Below are 15074 nucleotides of genomic sequence, written 5' to 3'. Positions count from 1 at the left end.
CACGGGAGTTTTCTTGACGCTAAGAGATTTTGACCGGCGAAAACACCCCGATTTGAGGCCAGTTTTGGGACTTTGCTCCCCCGTGCGAAAGAAAGATCACTAGGCTTGGATACATCGGTCATCCAACGAACAAGTGAGGCAGACAGTGTCGTCAACCAACTCCGATGATTTTGGCGCGAACCAGGGTTTTATCGAAGATCTTTACGCGGCATACCTTCAAAACAAGGACGGGGTCGGCCCCCAGTGGGCCGAGATGTTCCGTAGCTGGGAAGCACAGGGCCGCAAGCCTGCGGGCGCGGCGAGCGAGGCCGGCGTCGTGAACGCCCCGGAGCCGAAAAAGGAAGTGACGCCCGCCCAGCGCGCCGTCCACTCCCAAGCCGATCGCGCTTCCACCCCCACCACGAACGTCACCCGCTCCGACCTGCCCCCGCAACCGCGCGCTGCGGCCGCCCCCGCCATCACCCCCTACGCCACGTCCTACTCCCTCCGCCCGGCCAGCGCCGAAGCGGACATGGACCCCAAGGCCAAGGACGTCACGGCCCTCAAGGGCGGGGACCGCGGGCTGGCGAAGAACATGGACGCCTCACTGTCCATCCCCACCGCCACCTCGCTGCGCGCCATGCCCGCGCGCGTCATGTTCGACAACCGCGCCGTCATCAACCGTTACCTCGCGGCCACCCGCGGCGGCAAGATTTCCTTCACCCACCTCATCGCCTACGCCATGGTCGAATCGCTGGCCGAAATGCCAGAGATGAACGTGGCCTACTCGATCGAGGATGGCAAGCCGTCCCTGGTCGAACCCAAGCACGTCAACCTGGGCATCGCGATCGACGTCGCCAAGCCCGACGGCACACGCACGCTCGTCGTTCCCTCAATCAAGGCCGCCGAGACGAAGACGTTCTCCGAGTTCGTGGCCGCCTACGAGGAGCTGGTAGACCGCGGGCGCGCGGGCAAGCTCACGATCGAGGATTACCAAGGCACCACCGCCACACTCACCAACCCCGGCGGGCTCGGCACCACCGAATCCGTGCCGCGCCTCATGGTCGGCCAGGGGCTCATCGTGGGCGTCGGCTCCATGACCTACCCGCCCGAATTCCAGGGCACCGCCGATGAGACGATCGCCCGCCTGGGCGTGTCGAAGGTGGTCCACATCGGCTCCACCTACGACCACCGCGTCATCCAGGGCGCCACCTCCGGGCGCTTCCTGCGCCTCATGGAAAACAAGTTGCTCGGCGAGGATAGCTTCTACGAGCGCGTCTACCTCTCGTTGCGCGTGCCCTACACGCCCGTCGTGTGGGAAAAGGACATCGAGTACGACGCCGAACGCGAACTCGGCAAGCCCGCCCGCATCGCCGAACTGATCCACGCCTACCGCTCGCGCGGCCATCTCATCGCGGACACCGACCCGCTATCCTTCCACCTGCGCCGCCACCCGGACCTGGAGATCGGCTCCTACGGGCTCAGCCTGTGGGACCTCGACCGCTCCTTCCCCACCGGCGGCTTCGCCGGCACCAGCCACCTCACGCTACGCCAGATCCTCACCAACCTGCGCGAGGCCTACTGCCGCACCGTGGGCATCGAGTACATGCACATCCAGGACCCGGTCCAGCGCAAGTGGTTCCAGGAACGCCTCGAGCGCACGCCTGAGGCCACCACGCCCGAACAACGCGTGCGGATCCTCGAAAAGCTCAACCAGGCCGAGGCCTTCGAGGTCTTCCTCCAAACCAAGTACGTGGGACAGAAGCGCTTCTCGCTCGAAGGCGGCGAGTCCCTCATCCCGGCCCTCGATTCGATCCTGGACGGCGCCGCCGACGACGGGCTGCACGAGGTCGCCATCGGCATGGCCCACCGCGGCCGTCTCAACGTGCTGACCAACATCGCCGGCAAGTCCTTCGGCCAGGTCTTCTCCGAGTTCGACGGGGTGATGGACCCGCGCAAGCCGGGCTCGGGCGACGTCAAGTACCACCTCGGCACCGAGGGCACCTACACCTCCGCCCGCGGCGACCAGGTGGGCGTATACCTCGCCGCGAACCCGTCCCACCTCGAGGCAGCCGACGGCGTGCTCGAGGGCGTGGTGCGCGGCATGCAGGACCAGCTCGACGACGACGGCGGCGCCGTGGTCCCCCTCCTCATTCACGGCGATGCGGCCTTCTCCGGCCAGGGCGTGGTCACCGAGGTGCTCAACCTCTCCCAGCTGCCCGCCTACCGCACCGGCGGCACCATCCACATCATCGTCAACAACCAGATCGGCTTCACCACCGCCCCGTCGAACTCGCGCTCCTCGCGCTACACCACCGACATCACCAAGGGCCTGCAGCTGCCAATCTTCCACGTCAATGGAGACGACCCGGAGGCCGTGTGCCGGATGGCCCGCATGGCCTACGACTACCGCATGCAGTTCAAGAAGGACGTCATCCTCGACATCATCTGCTACCGCAAGCGCGGCCACAACGAAGGCGACGACCCGTCGATGACCCAGCCGATCATGTACTCCCTAGTGGACGAAAAGCGCACCACGCGCCAGCTATACCAGGAGGCCCTGCTCGGCCGCGGCGACATCTCTGACGAGCAGGCCGCCAAGGTGGAGGACGACTTCCACGCCCTACTCGAGAAGGCGTTCCAGGACGCGCGCGAGGCGGAGAAGAAGGCCGAAAACGACGAGGCCGACGCCGCCGACGCGCTCGGCATGCCCGCCTCCCAGCAGGAGGACGCCGGCACGATGGTCGGCTGGACCACCGCCGTCTCCCCCGAAATCCTCCAGCGCATCGGCCGGGCCCACACCACCCCGCCGGAGGGCTTCACCCTGCACAAGAAGATCATGGCGCTGTTCGACAAGCGCAACAAGATGGCCCACGAAGGCCACATCGACTGGGGCTTTGGCGAACTGCTCGCCTTCGGCTCCCTCCTCATCGAGGGCGTGCCCGTGCGCATGTCCGGCCAGGATTCGCGCCGCGGCACGTTCACCCAGCGCCACGCCGTGGCCCACGACCTGGTGACGGGCGAGGAGTGGACGCCGCTCATGGGCCTGACCGAAGACCAGGCGCGGTTCAAGATCTACGACTCGGCCCTCTCCGAGTACTCGATCATGGCCTTCGAGTACGGCTACTCGGTGCAACGCCCAGACGCGCTCGTGCTGTGGGAGGCCCAGTTCGGCGACTTCGCCAACGGCGCCCAGACCGTGGTGGACGAGTTCATCTCCTCCGCCGAACAAAAGTGGCACCAGACGGCGTCGATCGTGCTGCTGCTCCCCCACGGCTACGAGGGCCAGGGCCCGGACCACTCCTCGGCCCGCATCGAGCGCTACCTGCAGCTGTGCGCGGAGGACAACATGATCGTGGTTCAGCCCTCCACCCCGGCAAACTACTTCCACATGCTGCGCGAACAGGCCTACCGCCGCCCGCGCAAGCCCATGATCGTCTTCTCCCCCAAGCAGCTCCTGCGCCGCAAGGGCGCGGACTCGATGGTGGAGGAGTTCACCTCGGGCACGGTGCAAAAGGTGATCGGCGAGACCCAGGAGCTCGGCACCGTGGATCGGGTGCTGCTGTGCACCGGCAGGATCTACTACGACCTCATCGAGGAGCGTGCCAAGAAGGGCGATGACCGCACCGCGATCATCCGCGTCGAGCAGCTCTACCCCAACCCGGTGGAGGAGCTTCGCGCTGAGCTCGACAAGTACCCGAACGCCGAGGTGTTCTGGGTGCAGGACGAGCCCGCCAACCAGGGCGCCTGGGCGCACTTCGCCCTCGACATGTTCGTGGCGCTCGACCGCGGTATCACGCGCATCTCGCGCCCGGCCGCCGCCTCGACAGCCGCGGGCATGATCGGCCGCCATCGTATCGAGGCCGAGGAGCTCATGCGCCAGGCCTTCGCGCGGTAATGGCGCGATAACACCGAGATATTGCCGACCACGTGGCCCCTGCCTTCGGGTGGGGGCCACGTACTCTATAATGGGCGTGTGAGCATCCGAGTATTCTTCGTAGGCGACGAACTGGTGGCGGGCTACGGCGACGCCCGCGCCCTGGGCTGGGTGGGGCGCACCATCGCGCGCTCCCCAAGCGACCCACCCCTCATGCCGATCTCGCTCGCCTATCCCGGCGAAACCACCGACCGGCTGGTGTCACGCTGGGAGGCTGAGGTGCTCCCCCGCCTCGATCGCGACGCCGACAACCGCCTGGTGGTTGGCCTCGGTTCACACGACCTGTCGGTCACCTCAACTTCGCGCTCTCGCCTGTACCTGGCCAACATGCTCGACACGGCCGTGCGCCGGGGCATGAGCCCCTTCGTGGTGGGCCCGCCGCCGCGGCTCAACATCGCTGCCCGCGACCAGGCCGAGCTCACCCGGGCCTTTTCCGAGGTGTGCGAGAGGCGCCAGATCCCATTCGTCGACACCTACAATCCATTGCGCGATCACGAACAGTGGCTGACTGACATGGCCACCTCCGCCGACTCCTACTGCCCCCGCCAGGCCGGCTACGGCCTCATGACCTGGCTGGTGCTCCACAAGGGCTGGCACCGCTGGCTAGGCATCGAGCCGCCCACGGCCGACTAGCACGTTGAAAGGGGGAGCGCGGATCGCGCTCCCCCTCTTCAGTTCAGTGCGTCTTAGCCGACGCGGATGTAGATCGGGTTACCGTAGATCGGCCCCTCCATGACGCCCGTGGCAGGGTTGCGGGCCGCGATGTGCTGGCCATTGCCGGTGTAGATGCCCACATGGCCGGGCCACCACACGAGGTCACCAGGCTGGGCCTCCGCGGCGGAGACCTGCTGGCCGGCGTACAGCTGAGAGCCAGACGAGCGCGGCAAGGAGATGCCGGCTAGCGCGTACACGTAGGAGGTGAAGCCCGAACAGTCAAAGCCGGCGGGCGACGTGCCGCCGTAGACGTACGCGGAGCCGGCGTAGGAACGCGCGATTCCCACAATGCCGGAGGCTGCCGGGGCGGGGGCCGCGGCAGGCTCTGCGTAGGTGGCTTCGGTCGCCGCCTCGGAGGAGTCCGCGCGGGCGGTCTGCGCGGCCTGGGCGGTCTGCGCGGTCTCGACGGCCGGCGCGGCAACGGCCGGGCTCTCGGCCTCAACAGTCACGGCCTCGAACTGCCACTCACCCTCGGCGGTCGTGGCCAGCGACGCGGAGGCAGCTTCAGGGGCAACGACCGCAGGGGCAACGGTCTCAGGCCGGGCCGCCGGCTCGGCCTCGGTATCAGCGAAAGCGATAGGGGCAACCATACCCACCATGGTCGATGCCGCGAATGTGGACGCGGTGGTGATGCGAGTAGCGGAGTGGTTGCGCTGCTTGATCACGCGACGATCGGCACGAGACATGAGGCTCCTTGTCAGACAATCATTTGATAACGAAACCATAACAAAGGATCACAGCAGGATCACACCATCGTCCACACCTGTGGACGACTTCACAGGCCCGCCCGCGGGCGAATATATGCTGGCCGATTGAAGAGTTTTGGACGATTCCGGGCCGATCTGCTCATATACGAAGATCACCCTGGAATCGTCCAGTAAATTCAAACCGGCGGCAAGCCGGCAGGAAACCCAGCGGAGAAACCCGGGCAAAAAGAAATGGCCGGAGACAACTCCGACCATTTACCTAGGCGTTGGGGCGCTTGCCGTGGTTCGCACTCTTCTTCTTGCGATCCTTGCGCTTCCGTCCACGCTTCGACATGTTTACTCCTCCGGTAGATAGGGCTCAAGTGTATCTTTTCACCCGGTATCCTACCAACCTACTCGCCAACGATGTGTGTGATCTTCGTACGCAAAGACTCGGGCGCCTCCTGGGAGCAGCACCCGCGGCGGATCACCTTGCGCACCACGATCTCCTCCTCGATCCTCGCCGCGCACGCCCTACACGTGGCGCCGTGGCGGAGAAGGCGGCGGGCGTCATCGTCGGAAATCTCGTCATCCACCAGCTCGAAAAGGTGGTCGAGCACCTCCTCACAGCCGCACTGGGCGCACGTGCACTCCCCGTGGCAGGTGCAGGCCTCGAGTTTGGACATGAGCTCGTCAAACTCCTTCATCACACGTTCTCCTTGACATATCCCAGATCGCCCGCGTAGTCGCGCAGGGCCTCACGCAACTGGGTGCGGCCCCGGTACAGGCGTGACATGACGGTCCCGATCGGGGTGCCCATGATGTCCGCGATCTCCTGGTAGCTAAAACCCTCCACGTCGGCCAGGTAGACCGCCGTACGGCGCTCGTCCGAAAGCTGGTCGAGTGCCTGCCGGATATCCTCGTTCGGCAACAGTTCAAGCGCGAGCATCTCGGCGGACTCCAGCCCGCGCGAGTGGTGGAACGAGGCCTTGTATTCCTGCCAGTCCTCCACCTCAGCCGCGGCCTCCTGGGGCCGGCGTTGGCGCTTGCGATAGGAGGAGATGAAGGCGTTGTTGAGGATCCGGTACAGCCACGCCTTGAGGTTGGTGCCTGGCGTGAACTGGTGGAAGGAGGCGAAGGCCTTGGCGAAGGTCTCCTGGACGAGGTCCTCGGCGTCCTGCTGGTTGCGGGTGAGCCGCAGGGCTGCGCCGTAGAGCTGGTTGAGGTAGGGCATCGCGTCGCGCTCAAAGCGGGCGGTGCGCTCCTCGGGCGTCTCCTCGACCGTCACGGCATCTCCTCCATCCATCACCGGGGCAAACGCACAAGGCGCCGCGGTCTATTCCCGCGGCGCCCTGTGAGCTACCTTGCTACGCCCTCCCGGACGATCGTGGTGACCTCCAGGTCTTCGGTGAAGACGACGGCATTCGCCGGCTCCCCCACCTTCCACTCGAGGGTCACGCCCGGGTCGGCTTGGGTCAGCCCGACGGCGTGGGCCGGGGCTCCCACCCCGCACCGCACGGCGGCCTCCATGTCGAGGTACCCGCCGCGGACCATCCGCTGGACCTCCTCGGCCACGCGAGCAGTGCCGCCCGCAATGGCGCCGTTGCGCGAAAGCCGCGCGACGCCGTCGACAATATCCACATCCTGCCCGCCGAGCACGTACTTGCCGTCCGGCATGCCCGCACCTTCCATCGCGTCGGTCACGAAGACCACGCCGAGCGGGTTCTCTCGCTGGATGAAGGTAACGACGTCGGCGACCAGGTCGGGGTGGACGTGGACCGTGTCGGCCACGAGCTCGACCACCGCCTCTCCCCTGCGCGCCGCCGCCATGAGCTCGCGGACCGGGCCCGGGGCGCGGTGCCCGAGCGGGGGCATCGCGTTGAACAGGTGAGTGGCCATCTGCGGCGGCTTAGCAAAGCCGATCTTCGCGGCGTAGGCCGAGGTGGCCTCGATGACCGCGCGGGTCTGCTCTTCGTCGGCCGAGGTGTGACCCCACGAGGGCACGGCCCCGTAGTCGAGGAGCAGCTGGGCGGCCTCGATGGCGTTGTCCACCTCAGGCGCGATCGTCATCGTCTTAATCCAGCCCTTGCCGGCCTCGAGCCACCCACGCAGCTCATCCAGATCCGGCATACGGATCGCGGCCGGGTTCTGGGCGCCACACTTGGCGGGCGAAATGTAGGGGCCCTCCAGGTGGATGCCCACCAGCTTGCCCTCCTCGCACGCTTGCGCCAGCCCCTTGATCGGGGTCAGCGTGTCAATGAGCGAGACGGTGGAGGCGATGAGCGCCGTCGTGCCGAAGGAGCGGTGGGCCTCGACGGCCTTATCCACGCCCTCGGCGCTCGGGTCGTCGGGGAAGGAGGCCCCGCCGCCGCCGTGGCAGTGGACGTCGATAAAGCCCGGTGTCACCCAGCCCTCCACGCCTTCCTCCACGGGGAAGACCTCGGCCACGACGCCGTCCTCCAAGCGCACGCCCGAGCCGACGATCTTGCCGTAGCCGTTAAGGAGCTTGCCGCGAAGCTCGATCACTTGAGGACCTCCCAGCGCGTGCGGTACATGTCGGTGTTCGTCAGCTTCGAGGCGGCCGCCTCGTCACAGAAGACGACGACCGACGGGTGCATCTGCGTGATCGACGCCGGGCAGGAGGCCGAGATCGGGCCCTCCACCATGCCGGCGATCGCGTCGGCCTTGTTCTCGCCGAGAGCGATGAGGAGCAGGTGCTTGGCCTCCATGATGGTGCCCAGGCCTTGAGTAACGCACTTGTCCGGCACCAGGTCAAGGTTGCCCTCGAAGAAGCGGGCGTTGTCCTTGCGGGTCTGGTGGGTCAGCGCGTCCACGTGCGTGCGCGAGACGAGCGAGACGCCCGGCTCGTTGAAGCCGATGTGGCCGTTGGCGCCGATCCCCAGGATCTGCAGGTGTACCCCGCCGTTGTCGCGAATGTCGGCGTCGTAGGCCTCGGCCGCCGCGTACGGATCGTCGGCCTGACCGTTCGGCGTGTGGAGGTTGTCCTCCGTCAGGCCCGTTTTTTCATCCCCCACGAGCTCGGTACGCAGCACGTTGCGGTAGGCCTCCGGGTGGGCCGGGTCGATGCCGACATACTCATCGAGCGCGAAGGCCTTCGCGTCCGCGAGCGTGAAGTCGCCAGTGGCGTGGGCCTCGCGCAGCTGGGCGTACAGCCCGAGCGGGGTGGAGCCCGTAGCGACGCCGAGGTTCTTCGGCTCGGCGCCCTTCATCGTGTTCATCAGGTAAGCGGCGGCAGCCTTGGCAAGTTCCGTCTCGTCGCTGAAAATTCCGATCTGCATGTTTCTTCTCGCTTTCTTAACTGATGGCATCTGCAAACCACGACGTGATCGTGGTCGGGTGGGTAATGGCCGTGCCGACGACGACCGCGAAGGCGCCCGCGTCCATGACGGCCTTGGCGTGCTCGGGCGTGTGAACGCGGCCCTCGCAGAAGACCGGCAGGTCGGGGAAGGCGGTCACGATCTCGCGCAACAGCTCGAGGTCCGGGCCCACACTCTTCGGGCGCTCGCCCGTGTAGCCGGACAGGGTGGTCGACAGAATGTCGGAGCCAGCCTCGGCCGCCATCACCGCGTCGTCAAACGAGCCGCAGTCGGCCATGACGAGGGCGTCGTCCTTCTTCAGCTCGGCCACCGTCTCGGCGTAGGTGCGCCCGTCAGGGCGGGGGCGGCGGGTGGCGTCGATCGCCACGATGTCCGCACCGGCCATGATGCAGGCGCGCGCGTGGCGCAGGGTGGGGGTGATGTAGACGCCGTCGTGACCCTCTTTCCACAGGCCGATGACGGGCACGTCCACCTGCCCCTTGATAGCGGCGATGTCTGCCAGGCCCTGGCAGCGGATCGCGGCGGCGCCACCACGCTCGGCTGCGAGCGCGATCTGTGCCATGGTCTCAGGGTGGCGCATAGGCTCGCCCGGGTATGCCTGCGCGGAGACGATCAGGCGCCCGCGCAGCGATTCGATGAGCTGATGCATTTAGACTTCTTTCCTCATGAAGTTGATCGCCGCCCCGTACAGGGGCGCGGCGGAACCGAGTTCGCCGAGCTTGATCGGCACGGTGGCGACCGGGTCCATTGCGCGCGCAACAAATCCCGCGTAAACATTTTGCCACCATTCCTCCCCCGAGCGCGTCATCGAACCGGAAAGAACAATGACGGAGGGGTCGATACAGTTGGCAAGCGTGGCGAGCGATTCGCCCGTGGCGTAAGCCGACTCGTTGAAGACGGCCCGCGCCAGCTCGTTGCCGGATTCGGCGAGGTCCTGGAGCTCCTTGCCGTTGGCGACCTCCGGGTCGGCGGCGCCGCGGCGGGAGTTGTACCAGTTCGTGATCCCATGCCCGGAAGCGATGGCCTCAATGTGGCCGGTGCGCCCGCACGAGCAGGGCATGCCCTCGGCCAGGTGGTGGTGGATGTGCCCGTAGTGGCCGGACAGGAAGTGATCACCAAAATCGATCTGGCCATCGCGGATGAGCGCGCCCCCGATCCCGGTGCCGAGCGCCATCGACACCACCGACGTCGCCCCCTTGCCCGCACCCATGACGGCCTCGCCCAGCCCGTGGGCGTGGACGTCGTTGATGACGTGGACGGGCAGGCCCGTGGCCTGGGACAGCATCTCCCCCAGGCGCGTCCCGGCCCATCCGGGCATCGTGTTCGTAGCTGAGACGATCGCGCCCGTGGCCGGGTCGACCACACCCGCGCTGGCGATTCCGATGCCGAGGAGAGAGCGGTTAGCACACGCATCCACCACCATGTCGCGGATGCGCCGTGCCACATCGGCACCGCCAGCGCGAGCGAGAGTCTTCATGGATTGGCTTTCGCCGACGCACAGGTGCTCGGCGTCGGCGAAAGCCCAACCCACCTTGGTGCCACCAATATCGATCGTCAGGATCTCGGCACCAGCCATGGTCCCCTCCTAGTTGAGATGCCCGGTTTCCCGGAGCACGCGGGCCACGGCCTCCACGTTCTCACCCTCAAGAGCGAGGACGGGCTCGGGCATCGTGTTCGTCTCGAACACGCCGAGCAGCATGAGCGCCGTCTTGAAGGCGCCGACGCCGGCCGCGAAGCCCACCTCACCAGAGGCGACCTGGACGATCCGCATGAGGCGGGTCGCCTCATCCTGCAGCTCGCGCACCCGGCCCCAATCGCCGGCCTGGTAGGCGCGCCACTGCTCGACGAAGATGACCGGGTCAACGTTCGCCAGGCCCGGCACCGAACCGTCCGCGTGGGACATGTAGGCGCCGTCCACCACGACCTCGTGCCCGGTGAGCAGGGCCAGGTCAAGGCTTTCCTCGTCACGGGCCTGGGCCAGGAAACGGAAGGAGACGTCGTCGCCGGACGAATCCTTCACGCCCGCCAGCACGCCCTCTCGGGCGAGCTCGAGGATGAGCGCCGGGGCGAGCTTGACGTGCACGCACACCGGAATGTCGTAGGCGAACAGCGGCAGGTCCACCTCCTCGTGGACGAGGCGGAAGTGACGCTTGATCTCCTTCGGGCCCAGGATTGCGTAGAAGGGGGCGGTGGCGACGATGGCGTCGGCGCCGAGCTCCTTGGCCACGCGAGCGTGCTCAATCGTGCGCTTGGTGGTCATGTCGATGACACCGACCAGCACGGGCACGCGGCCCGCCACGATCCGCACGGCGTTCTCGATGACCTCGCGGCGGCGCTCATCGGTGGAGAACACGACCTCGCCGGAGGAGCCGAGGACGAACAGGCCATCGACTCCGGCGTCGATCATGCGGTTAATCGAACGCTCAAACGAGGCGACGTCGAGCGCGCCGTCCGCGGTGAGCGGGGTGACAACGGGAGGGACAACTCCACGGATTTTCATTGGTCTTCCTTACAGTTGAGGATGGAGAAGCGACGGTGCCGCTCCGAGCAGTTTCTTGGTGTAGGGGTCCTTCGGGTTGGCCAGGAGCTCCTTCGCCGGGCCCTCCTCCACGACCTTGCCCTTGTTCATCACCGCAATGCGGTCGGAGATGTAACGCACGGTCTGGATGTCGTGGGAGATAAAGACCATCGCGAGCCCCAGCTCGTTCTTCAGGTCCATGAGAAGGTTGAGGATCTGGGCGCGCACCGACACGTCGAGGGCCGACGTCGGCTCGTCGGCAATGATCGCGTCCGGGCGCAGGGCGAGCGCGCGGGCGATCGCCACGCGCTGGCGCTGGCCACCGGACAGCTGGCCGGGAAGCGCGTCGAGTGCCGACTGCGGCAAGCCCACCTGGGCGATCAGCTCCTCCACGCGGGCGTCACGCTCGGCTTCGGTGCCGATGTCGTGGACGCGCAGCGGGTCGAGTAGCTGGTCACGCACGTGCATGCGGGCATTCAGCGCGGTGGCCGGATCTTGGAAGACGACCGAGACGACGCGCCCGATCTTCCGGCGGTCGGCAGCCGAACGCTTCGTCACCTCCTCACCCTTGAAGAAGACCCGGCCCGTGGTGGCCTCCTGCAGGCCACACATGACGTTCGCGGTGGTGGATTTGCCACACCCGGACTCGCCCACGATGCCGAGCACCTGGCCGGGCATGACCTTCATCGACACCCCGTCCACCGCGTGGACCTTGGTGGGGTTGAAGATAGTGCCGGCGCGGGTCTTGAAGATGACGTGCAGGTCGCGCAGTTCGATGATCGGGGTCTCGCTCATCGTGCTTCTCCCTTCGCTTCAGTGTTCTGCCCCGCCGGGACACCGGGCTGGGCAGGGGCCGGGTAGCCGGCGTCGGTCCAGGCCGAATCCGGGATGGCGGCGTAGTAGTGGTCGCGTCCGGGGATCTCCATGCGCAGCGGCGGGGTGGTGAGCCCGACGTCGGGGTGCGAGGAGCGCGGCGCGAAACGGTCGCCCGCCGGGAAGTCCTTCGGCGACGGGACCGTGCCGGGGACCTGGTGGAGCCTGTCGGCGCCCGCCTCGATCGAGAGCACCGAGCCGAGCAGGCCACGGGTGTACTCGTGGACGGGGTGGGTGAGCAGCTCCGAGGCCGGCGCCTGCTCGACCACCTGGCCGGCGTACATGACCGTGATCTTGTGGGCGACCTCGGCCACGAGGGCCAGGTCGTGGGAGACGAAGACCATCGCAAATCCGAGCTTCTCGCGCAGGTTGTTGAGCAGCTCGATGACCTGCTTTTGCACCGTCACGTCGAGGGCGGTGGTCGGCTCGTCGGCAATGATGAGCTTCGGGTCGCGGGTGAGGGCCATGGCGATGAGCACGCGCTGGCGCTGGCCGCCGGAGAGCTCGTGCGGGTAGGACTCGAGCGTGCGCTTCGGGTCCAGGCCCACCAGCTCCAGCAGCTCCTCGGCGCTGCGGGTGCCGCCGCGCGAGGTCAGCTGCTTCATCTGGCTGCGGATGAGCATGGCCGGGTTGAGCGAGGACAGGGCGTCCTGGTAGATCATCGCCATCTCGTTGCCGAGCAGCGCCTGGCGCTCCTTGGCGCTCATCTTCAGAAGGTCCTTACCCTCGTAGAAGATCTCGCCGCTGATCTCGGCGCGCGGGTCGATGAGGCCCATGACCGTGAGCGCGGTGATCGACTTACCACAGCCGGACTCGCCCACCAGGCCCATCGTCTCGCCCTTGCGGACCGAGAAGTTGACGTGGTCGACCACGTTGATGTCGCCGTGGCGCGGGAACTTGATCGACAGGTTGCGCACCTCCAGCAGCGGCTGGCCGGTGGCGGTGGCGACGAAGCGGTCCGTGCGCTTGGACTCGACCACCTCGAGCTGATCGAGGCGAGCCTTGAGCGATTCGGCCTGGGCGGCGTAGGCGAGGCGTGGGTCGAGCAGCAGCTTGTCCTGCTCGCGGGCGCCCGTGACGGCCTCGACCTTCTGGGCCGACGACGGCGCCGCCACCATCGCGTCGGTAATACCTTCGGACAGGATATTGAGGCATAGCACCGTGAGCATGATGAACAGACCCGGGAAGAGCGCCGTCCACCACATGCCGAGCAACACCGACAGGTTCGACGACGCGTCCGACAGGACGTTACCCCAGGTGGGGACCATCGTGGACTGCAGGCCCGAGCCGATGAAGGTCAGCGAGGCCTCGAGGATGATCGCGTCAGCAACCAGCACGGTGGCGAACACGAGGACCGGGGCGGCCGTGTTGCGGGCCACGTGACGGATGAGGATCCAGGGTGCACGCGCACCGGAGACGATGACCGCGCGCACGTAGTCCTCGCCGTAGGCGCTCATGACGTTCGCACGAACGATGCGGGCCAGCTGCGGGATGTAGACGAAGGCGATCGAGCAGATGATGACGATTACCAGGCCCACCACGTTGTCCGGCTCGAGGCGGCGGGAGAAGACTAGCACCATGACCGCGGCCATTGCGATGCCGGGGACGGCCATGATGACGTCCATGATGCGCATGATCACTTCGCCGATCCACTTGCGCGACACGGCGGCGACCGCACCGATGAGGGCGCCGAAGACCAGTGCCACGAGGGTGGCGGCGATGCCGATGATGAGCGAGAAGCGGCCACCGTAGAGGATGCGGGACAGGATGTCACGGCCCACGTGGTCCGTGCCGAACGGGTGCTCGCCTCCGGGGGCGAGCCACTGGCCGCCCAGCTCGTTGGGGTTGTAGGGGGCGATCAGCGGGGAGAGGAAAGAAATGATGAAGATGAGGATGAGGAACACCATGGCCAGGCGCGCGCCGAGCGACATGTTCTTGATCCGCGAGAAACGGGCTCCGGGCGCCGTGACCTTCTCGAGCTTCTTTTTCTTGGAAGTCATCTGTTACACCGACCTAATACGCGGGTTGATGAGGAGGTAGAGCATGTCAACCACAATGTTGACGATGATGAAGGAGATCGCGACCACGAGCGCGCCGCCTTGCACGAGGTTGACCCAGTTGTTCTGGATGCCGAGGATGAGCACGCGGCCCATGCCCTGCAGGCCGAAGATGATCTCGATGACGACGGCGCCACCCATGAGGTAGCCAACGCGCAGGCCGAGCACGGTCACCGGGGTAATGAGGGCGTTGCGCAGAACATTGCGGCCGATGACGACCGAGCGCGGGATGCCGGCGCCGAGTGCGGTGCGCACGTAATCCCTATCGAGCTCTTCCACCATGGAGGTTCGCACCACGCGGGTCATCTGGCCGATCACGGGGACCGCCAGGGAGAAGGCGGGAAGCAGCATGCGCATGAACCATCCGCCAAAGTCTTCGCTCATCGCGGGCAGGCCACCGGAGACGGGGATCGAACCGCCCACGAAGGCCAGCACCAGGAGGGAGGCGAGCCAGAAGGACGGGGTGCCGATGCAGATCACCGAGAAAACGCGGATGACCTGATCTGGCCAGCGGTCGCGGTAGATGGCGGCGAGGATGCCGAGCGGGAAGGCAACGAGGATAGCGATGATGAGGCCGAAGAAGGTCAGAGACAGGGTGACCGGGAGTGCGCCCATCACCATGTCGGACACGCGGTTGGTTTCGCCGACGCCGTAGATGCCCAGGTCTCCCTGGAACATGTTGATGACATAGTTGCCGTACTGGATAAAGAAGGGATCGTTGAGGCCGTGTGCGACGCGGAACTCTTCCAGCGCCTGCGGCGTCGCGAACTCGCCGAGAGCCGTGTAGGCCGGGTCGATCGGCGAGAGAGACATGATGAAGAAGACGAGCAGGGTCACGCCGATCACCATGATGGGTAGCGCGATCAGGCGCCGCCCGAGAAGTCTGAGCAGATTGTTCATCTGTATTTCCTCTTCCGACGAGGGAGGGCTGAGGTCAGTGCGCACCTATGTGCGCTGCCCTAACTGGCTGAG

Annotated in this window: 15 protein-coding genes; 2 read left to right on the top strand and 13 right to left on the bottom strand. The window is 66.4% G+C overall.

Annotated elements, in window-relative coordinates:
* Window positions 1–133: 133 nt before the first annotated feature.
* Together AQZ59_RS04250 and AQZ59_RS04245 are read left to right on the top strand one after the other, a co-directional pair.
* A complete protein-coding gene (locus tag AQZ59_RS04250) occupies window positions 134–3877 on the top strand; it encodes a multifunctional oxoglutarate decarboxylase/oxoglutarate dehydrogenase thiamine pyrophosphate-binding subunit/dihydrolipoyllysine-residue succinyltransferase subunit (RefSeq protein ID WP_236698657.1) in 3744 nt (1247 codons plus the stop codon).
* Window positions 3878–3961: 84 nt separating this feature from the next.
* Entirely contained in the window at window positions 3962–4549 is a 588-nt protein-coding gene (locus AQZ59_RS04245) for a GDSL-type esterase/lipase family protein (protein ID WP_082661162.1), read from the top strand.
* 53 nt (window positions 4550–4602) lie between these two features.
* Here the strand turns inward: AQZ59_RS04245 and AQZ59_RS04240 are convergent, their stop codons facing one another.
* From AQZ59_RS04240 to AQZ59_RS04190, 13 genes are read right to left on the bottom strand one after another with little or no spacing between them, the layout of a single operon-like run.
* Window positions 4603–5316: a C40 family peptidase gene (locus AQZ59_RS04240; RefSeq protein ID WP_062613426.1), complete on the bottom strand. Its 714-nt coding sequence runs from the start codon at window positions 5314–5316 to the stop codon at window positions 4603–4605.
* Window positions 5317–5364: 48 nt separating this feature from the next.
* The gene (locus tag AQZ59_RS09375; protein ID WP_101923637.1) at window positions 5365–5592 is read right to left on the bottom strand and encodes a hypothetical protein; all 228 of its coding nucleotides are present in this window, start codon (window positions 5590–5592) and stop codon (window positions 5365–5367) included.
* 4 nt (window positions 5593–5596) lie between these two features.
* Window positions 5597–5671, bottom strand: a complete 75-nt coding sequence (locus AQZ59_RS09900; RefSeq protein ID WP_099981265.1) for a 50S ribosomal protein bL37 — start codon at window positions 5669–5671, stop codon at window positions 5597–5599.
* A 58-nt stretch (window positions 5672–5729) separates the two neighbouring features.
* A complete protein-coding gene (gene rsrA, locus AQZ59_RS04235) occupies window positions 5730–6023 on the bottom strand; it encodes a mycothiol system anti-sigma-R factor (RefSeq protein WP_062613425.1) in 294 nt (97 codons plus the stop codon).
* Window positions 6023–6622 (bottom strand): sigma-70 family RNA polymerase sigma factor, encoded by a 600-nt coding sequence (locus AQZ59_RS04230; protein WP_062613424.1) that lies wholly within the window; start codon window positions 6620–6622, stop codon window positions 6023–6025. The genes rsrA and AQZ59_RS04230 overlap by 1 nt, the downstream gene beginning before the upstream one ends.
* Window positions 6623–6675: 53 nt before the next feature.
* Window positions 6676–7842 carry an N-acetylglucosamine-6-phosphate deacetylase gene (locus tag AQZ59_RS04225; RefSeq protein WP_062613423.1) on the bottom strand — a complete coding sequence of 389 codons (1167 nt, stop codon included), beginning with the start codon at window positions 7840–7842 and terminating at the stop codon, window positions 6676–6678.
* Window positions 7839–8615, bottom strand: coding sequence for a glucosamine-6-phosphate deaminase (gene nagB, locus AQZ59_RS04220; RefSeq protein WP_062613422.1), 777 nt, complete (start codon window positions 8613–8615; stop codon window positions 7839–7841). The genes AQZ59_RS04225 and nagB overlap by 4 nt, the downstream gene beginning before the upstream one ends.
* Window positions 8616–8631: 16 nt before the next feature.
* Window positions 8632–9303, bottom strand: coding sequence for an N-acetylmannosamine-6-phosphate 2-epimerase (locus AQZ59_RS04215; protein WP_062613421.1), 672 nt, complete (start codon window positions 9301–9303; stop codon window positions 8632–8634).
* The gene (locus tag AQZ59_RS04210; RefSeq protein WP_062613420.1) at window positions 9304–10230 is read right to left on the bottom strand and encodes an ROK family protein; all 927 of its coding nucleotides are present in this window, start codon (window positions 10228–10230) and stop codon (window positions 9304–9306) included. It abuts the gene before it with no gap.
* Window positions 10231–10239: 9 nt separating this feature from the next.
* Window positions 10240–11154, bottom strand: coding sequence for a dihydrodipicolinate synthase family protein (locus AQZ59_RS04205; RefSeq protein WP_062613419.1), 915 nt, complete (start codon window positions 11152–11154; stop codon window positions 10240–10242).
* Window positions 11155–11163: 9 nt separating this feature from the next.
* Window positions 11164–11967, bottom strand: coding sequence for an ABC transporter ATP-binding protein (locus AQZ59_RS04200; RefSeq protein WP_062613418.1), 804 nt, complete (start codon window positions 11965–11967; stop codon window positions 11164–11166).
* Window positions 11964–14045, bottom strand: a complete 2082-nt coding sequence (locus AQZ59_RS04195) for a dipeptide/oligopeptide/nickel ABC transporter permease/ATP-binding protein (protein ID WP_062613417.1) — start codon at window positions 14043–14045, stop codon at window positions 11964–11966. Before AQZ59_RS04195 ends, AQZ59_RS04200 begins: the two co-directional genes overlap by 4 nt.
* Before the next feature lie 3 nt (window positions 14046–14048).
* A complete protein-coding gene (locus AQZ59_RS04190) occupies window positions 14049–15002 on the bottom strand; it encodes an ABC transporter permease (RefSeq protein ID WP_062613416.1) in 954 nt (317 codons plus the stop codon).
* Window positions 15003–15074 lie beyond the last annotated feature (72 nt).

Origin of the sequence: Trueperella bernardiae, assembly GCF_001469025.1 — a bacterium.
Lineage (GTDB): Bacteria > Actinomycetota > Actinomycetes > Actinomycetales > Actinomycetaceae > Trueperella > Trueperella bernardiae.
Note: the sequence above shows the minus strand (reverse complement) of the source record. Positions and strands in the feature narration are given on the sequence as shown.

Bases quoted from the DNA above. Each gene is read 5' to 3' on its own strand.
- rsrA (WP_062613425.1), bottom strand. From the start codon at position 6,023: ATGAAGGAGTTTGACGAGCTCATGTCCAAACTCGAGGCCTGCACCTGC.
- AQZ59_RS04200 (WP_062613418.1), bottom strand. From the start codon at position 11,967: ATGAGCGAGACCCCGATCATCGAACTGCGCGACCTGCACGTCATCTTC.
- nagB (WP_062613422.1), bottom strand. From the start codon at position 8,615: ATGCAGATCGGAATTTTCAGCGACGAGACGGAACTTGCCAAGGCTGCC.
- AQZ59_RS04210 (WP_062613420.1), bottom strand. From the start codon at position 10,230: ATGGCTGGTGCCGAGATCCTGACGATCGATATTGGTGGCACCAAGGTG.
- AQZ59_RS04195 (WP_062613417.1), bottom strand. From the start codon at position 14,045: ATGACTTCCAAGAAAAAGAAGCTCGAGAAGGTCACGGCGCCCGGAGCC.
- AQZ59_RS04205 (WP_062613419.1), bottom strand. From the start codon at position 11,154: ATGAAAATCCGTGGAGTTGTCCCTCCCGTTGTCACCCCGCTCACCGCG.
- AQZ59_RS09375 (WP_101923637.1), bottom strand. From the start codon at position 5,592: ATGGTCGGAGTTGTCTCCGGCCATTTCTTTTTGCCCGGGTTTCTCCGC.
- AQZ59_RS04190 (WP_062613416.1), bottom strand. From the start codon at position 15,002: ATGAACAATCTGCTCAGACTTCTCGGGCGGCGCCTGATCGCGCTACCC.
- AQZ59_RS04230 (WP_062613424.1), bottom strand. From the start codon at position 6,622: ATGGATGGAGGAGATGCCGTGACGGTCGAGGAGACGCCCGAGGAGCGC.
- AQZ59_RS04215 (WP_062613421.1), bottom strand. From the start codon at position 9,303: ATGCATCAGCTCATCGAATCGCTGCGCGGGCGCCTGATCGTCTCCGCG.
- AQZ59_RS04240 (WP_062613426.1), bottom strand. From the start codon at position 5,316: ATGTCTCGTGCCGATCGTCGCGTGATCAAGCAGCGCAACCACTCCGCT.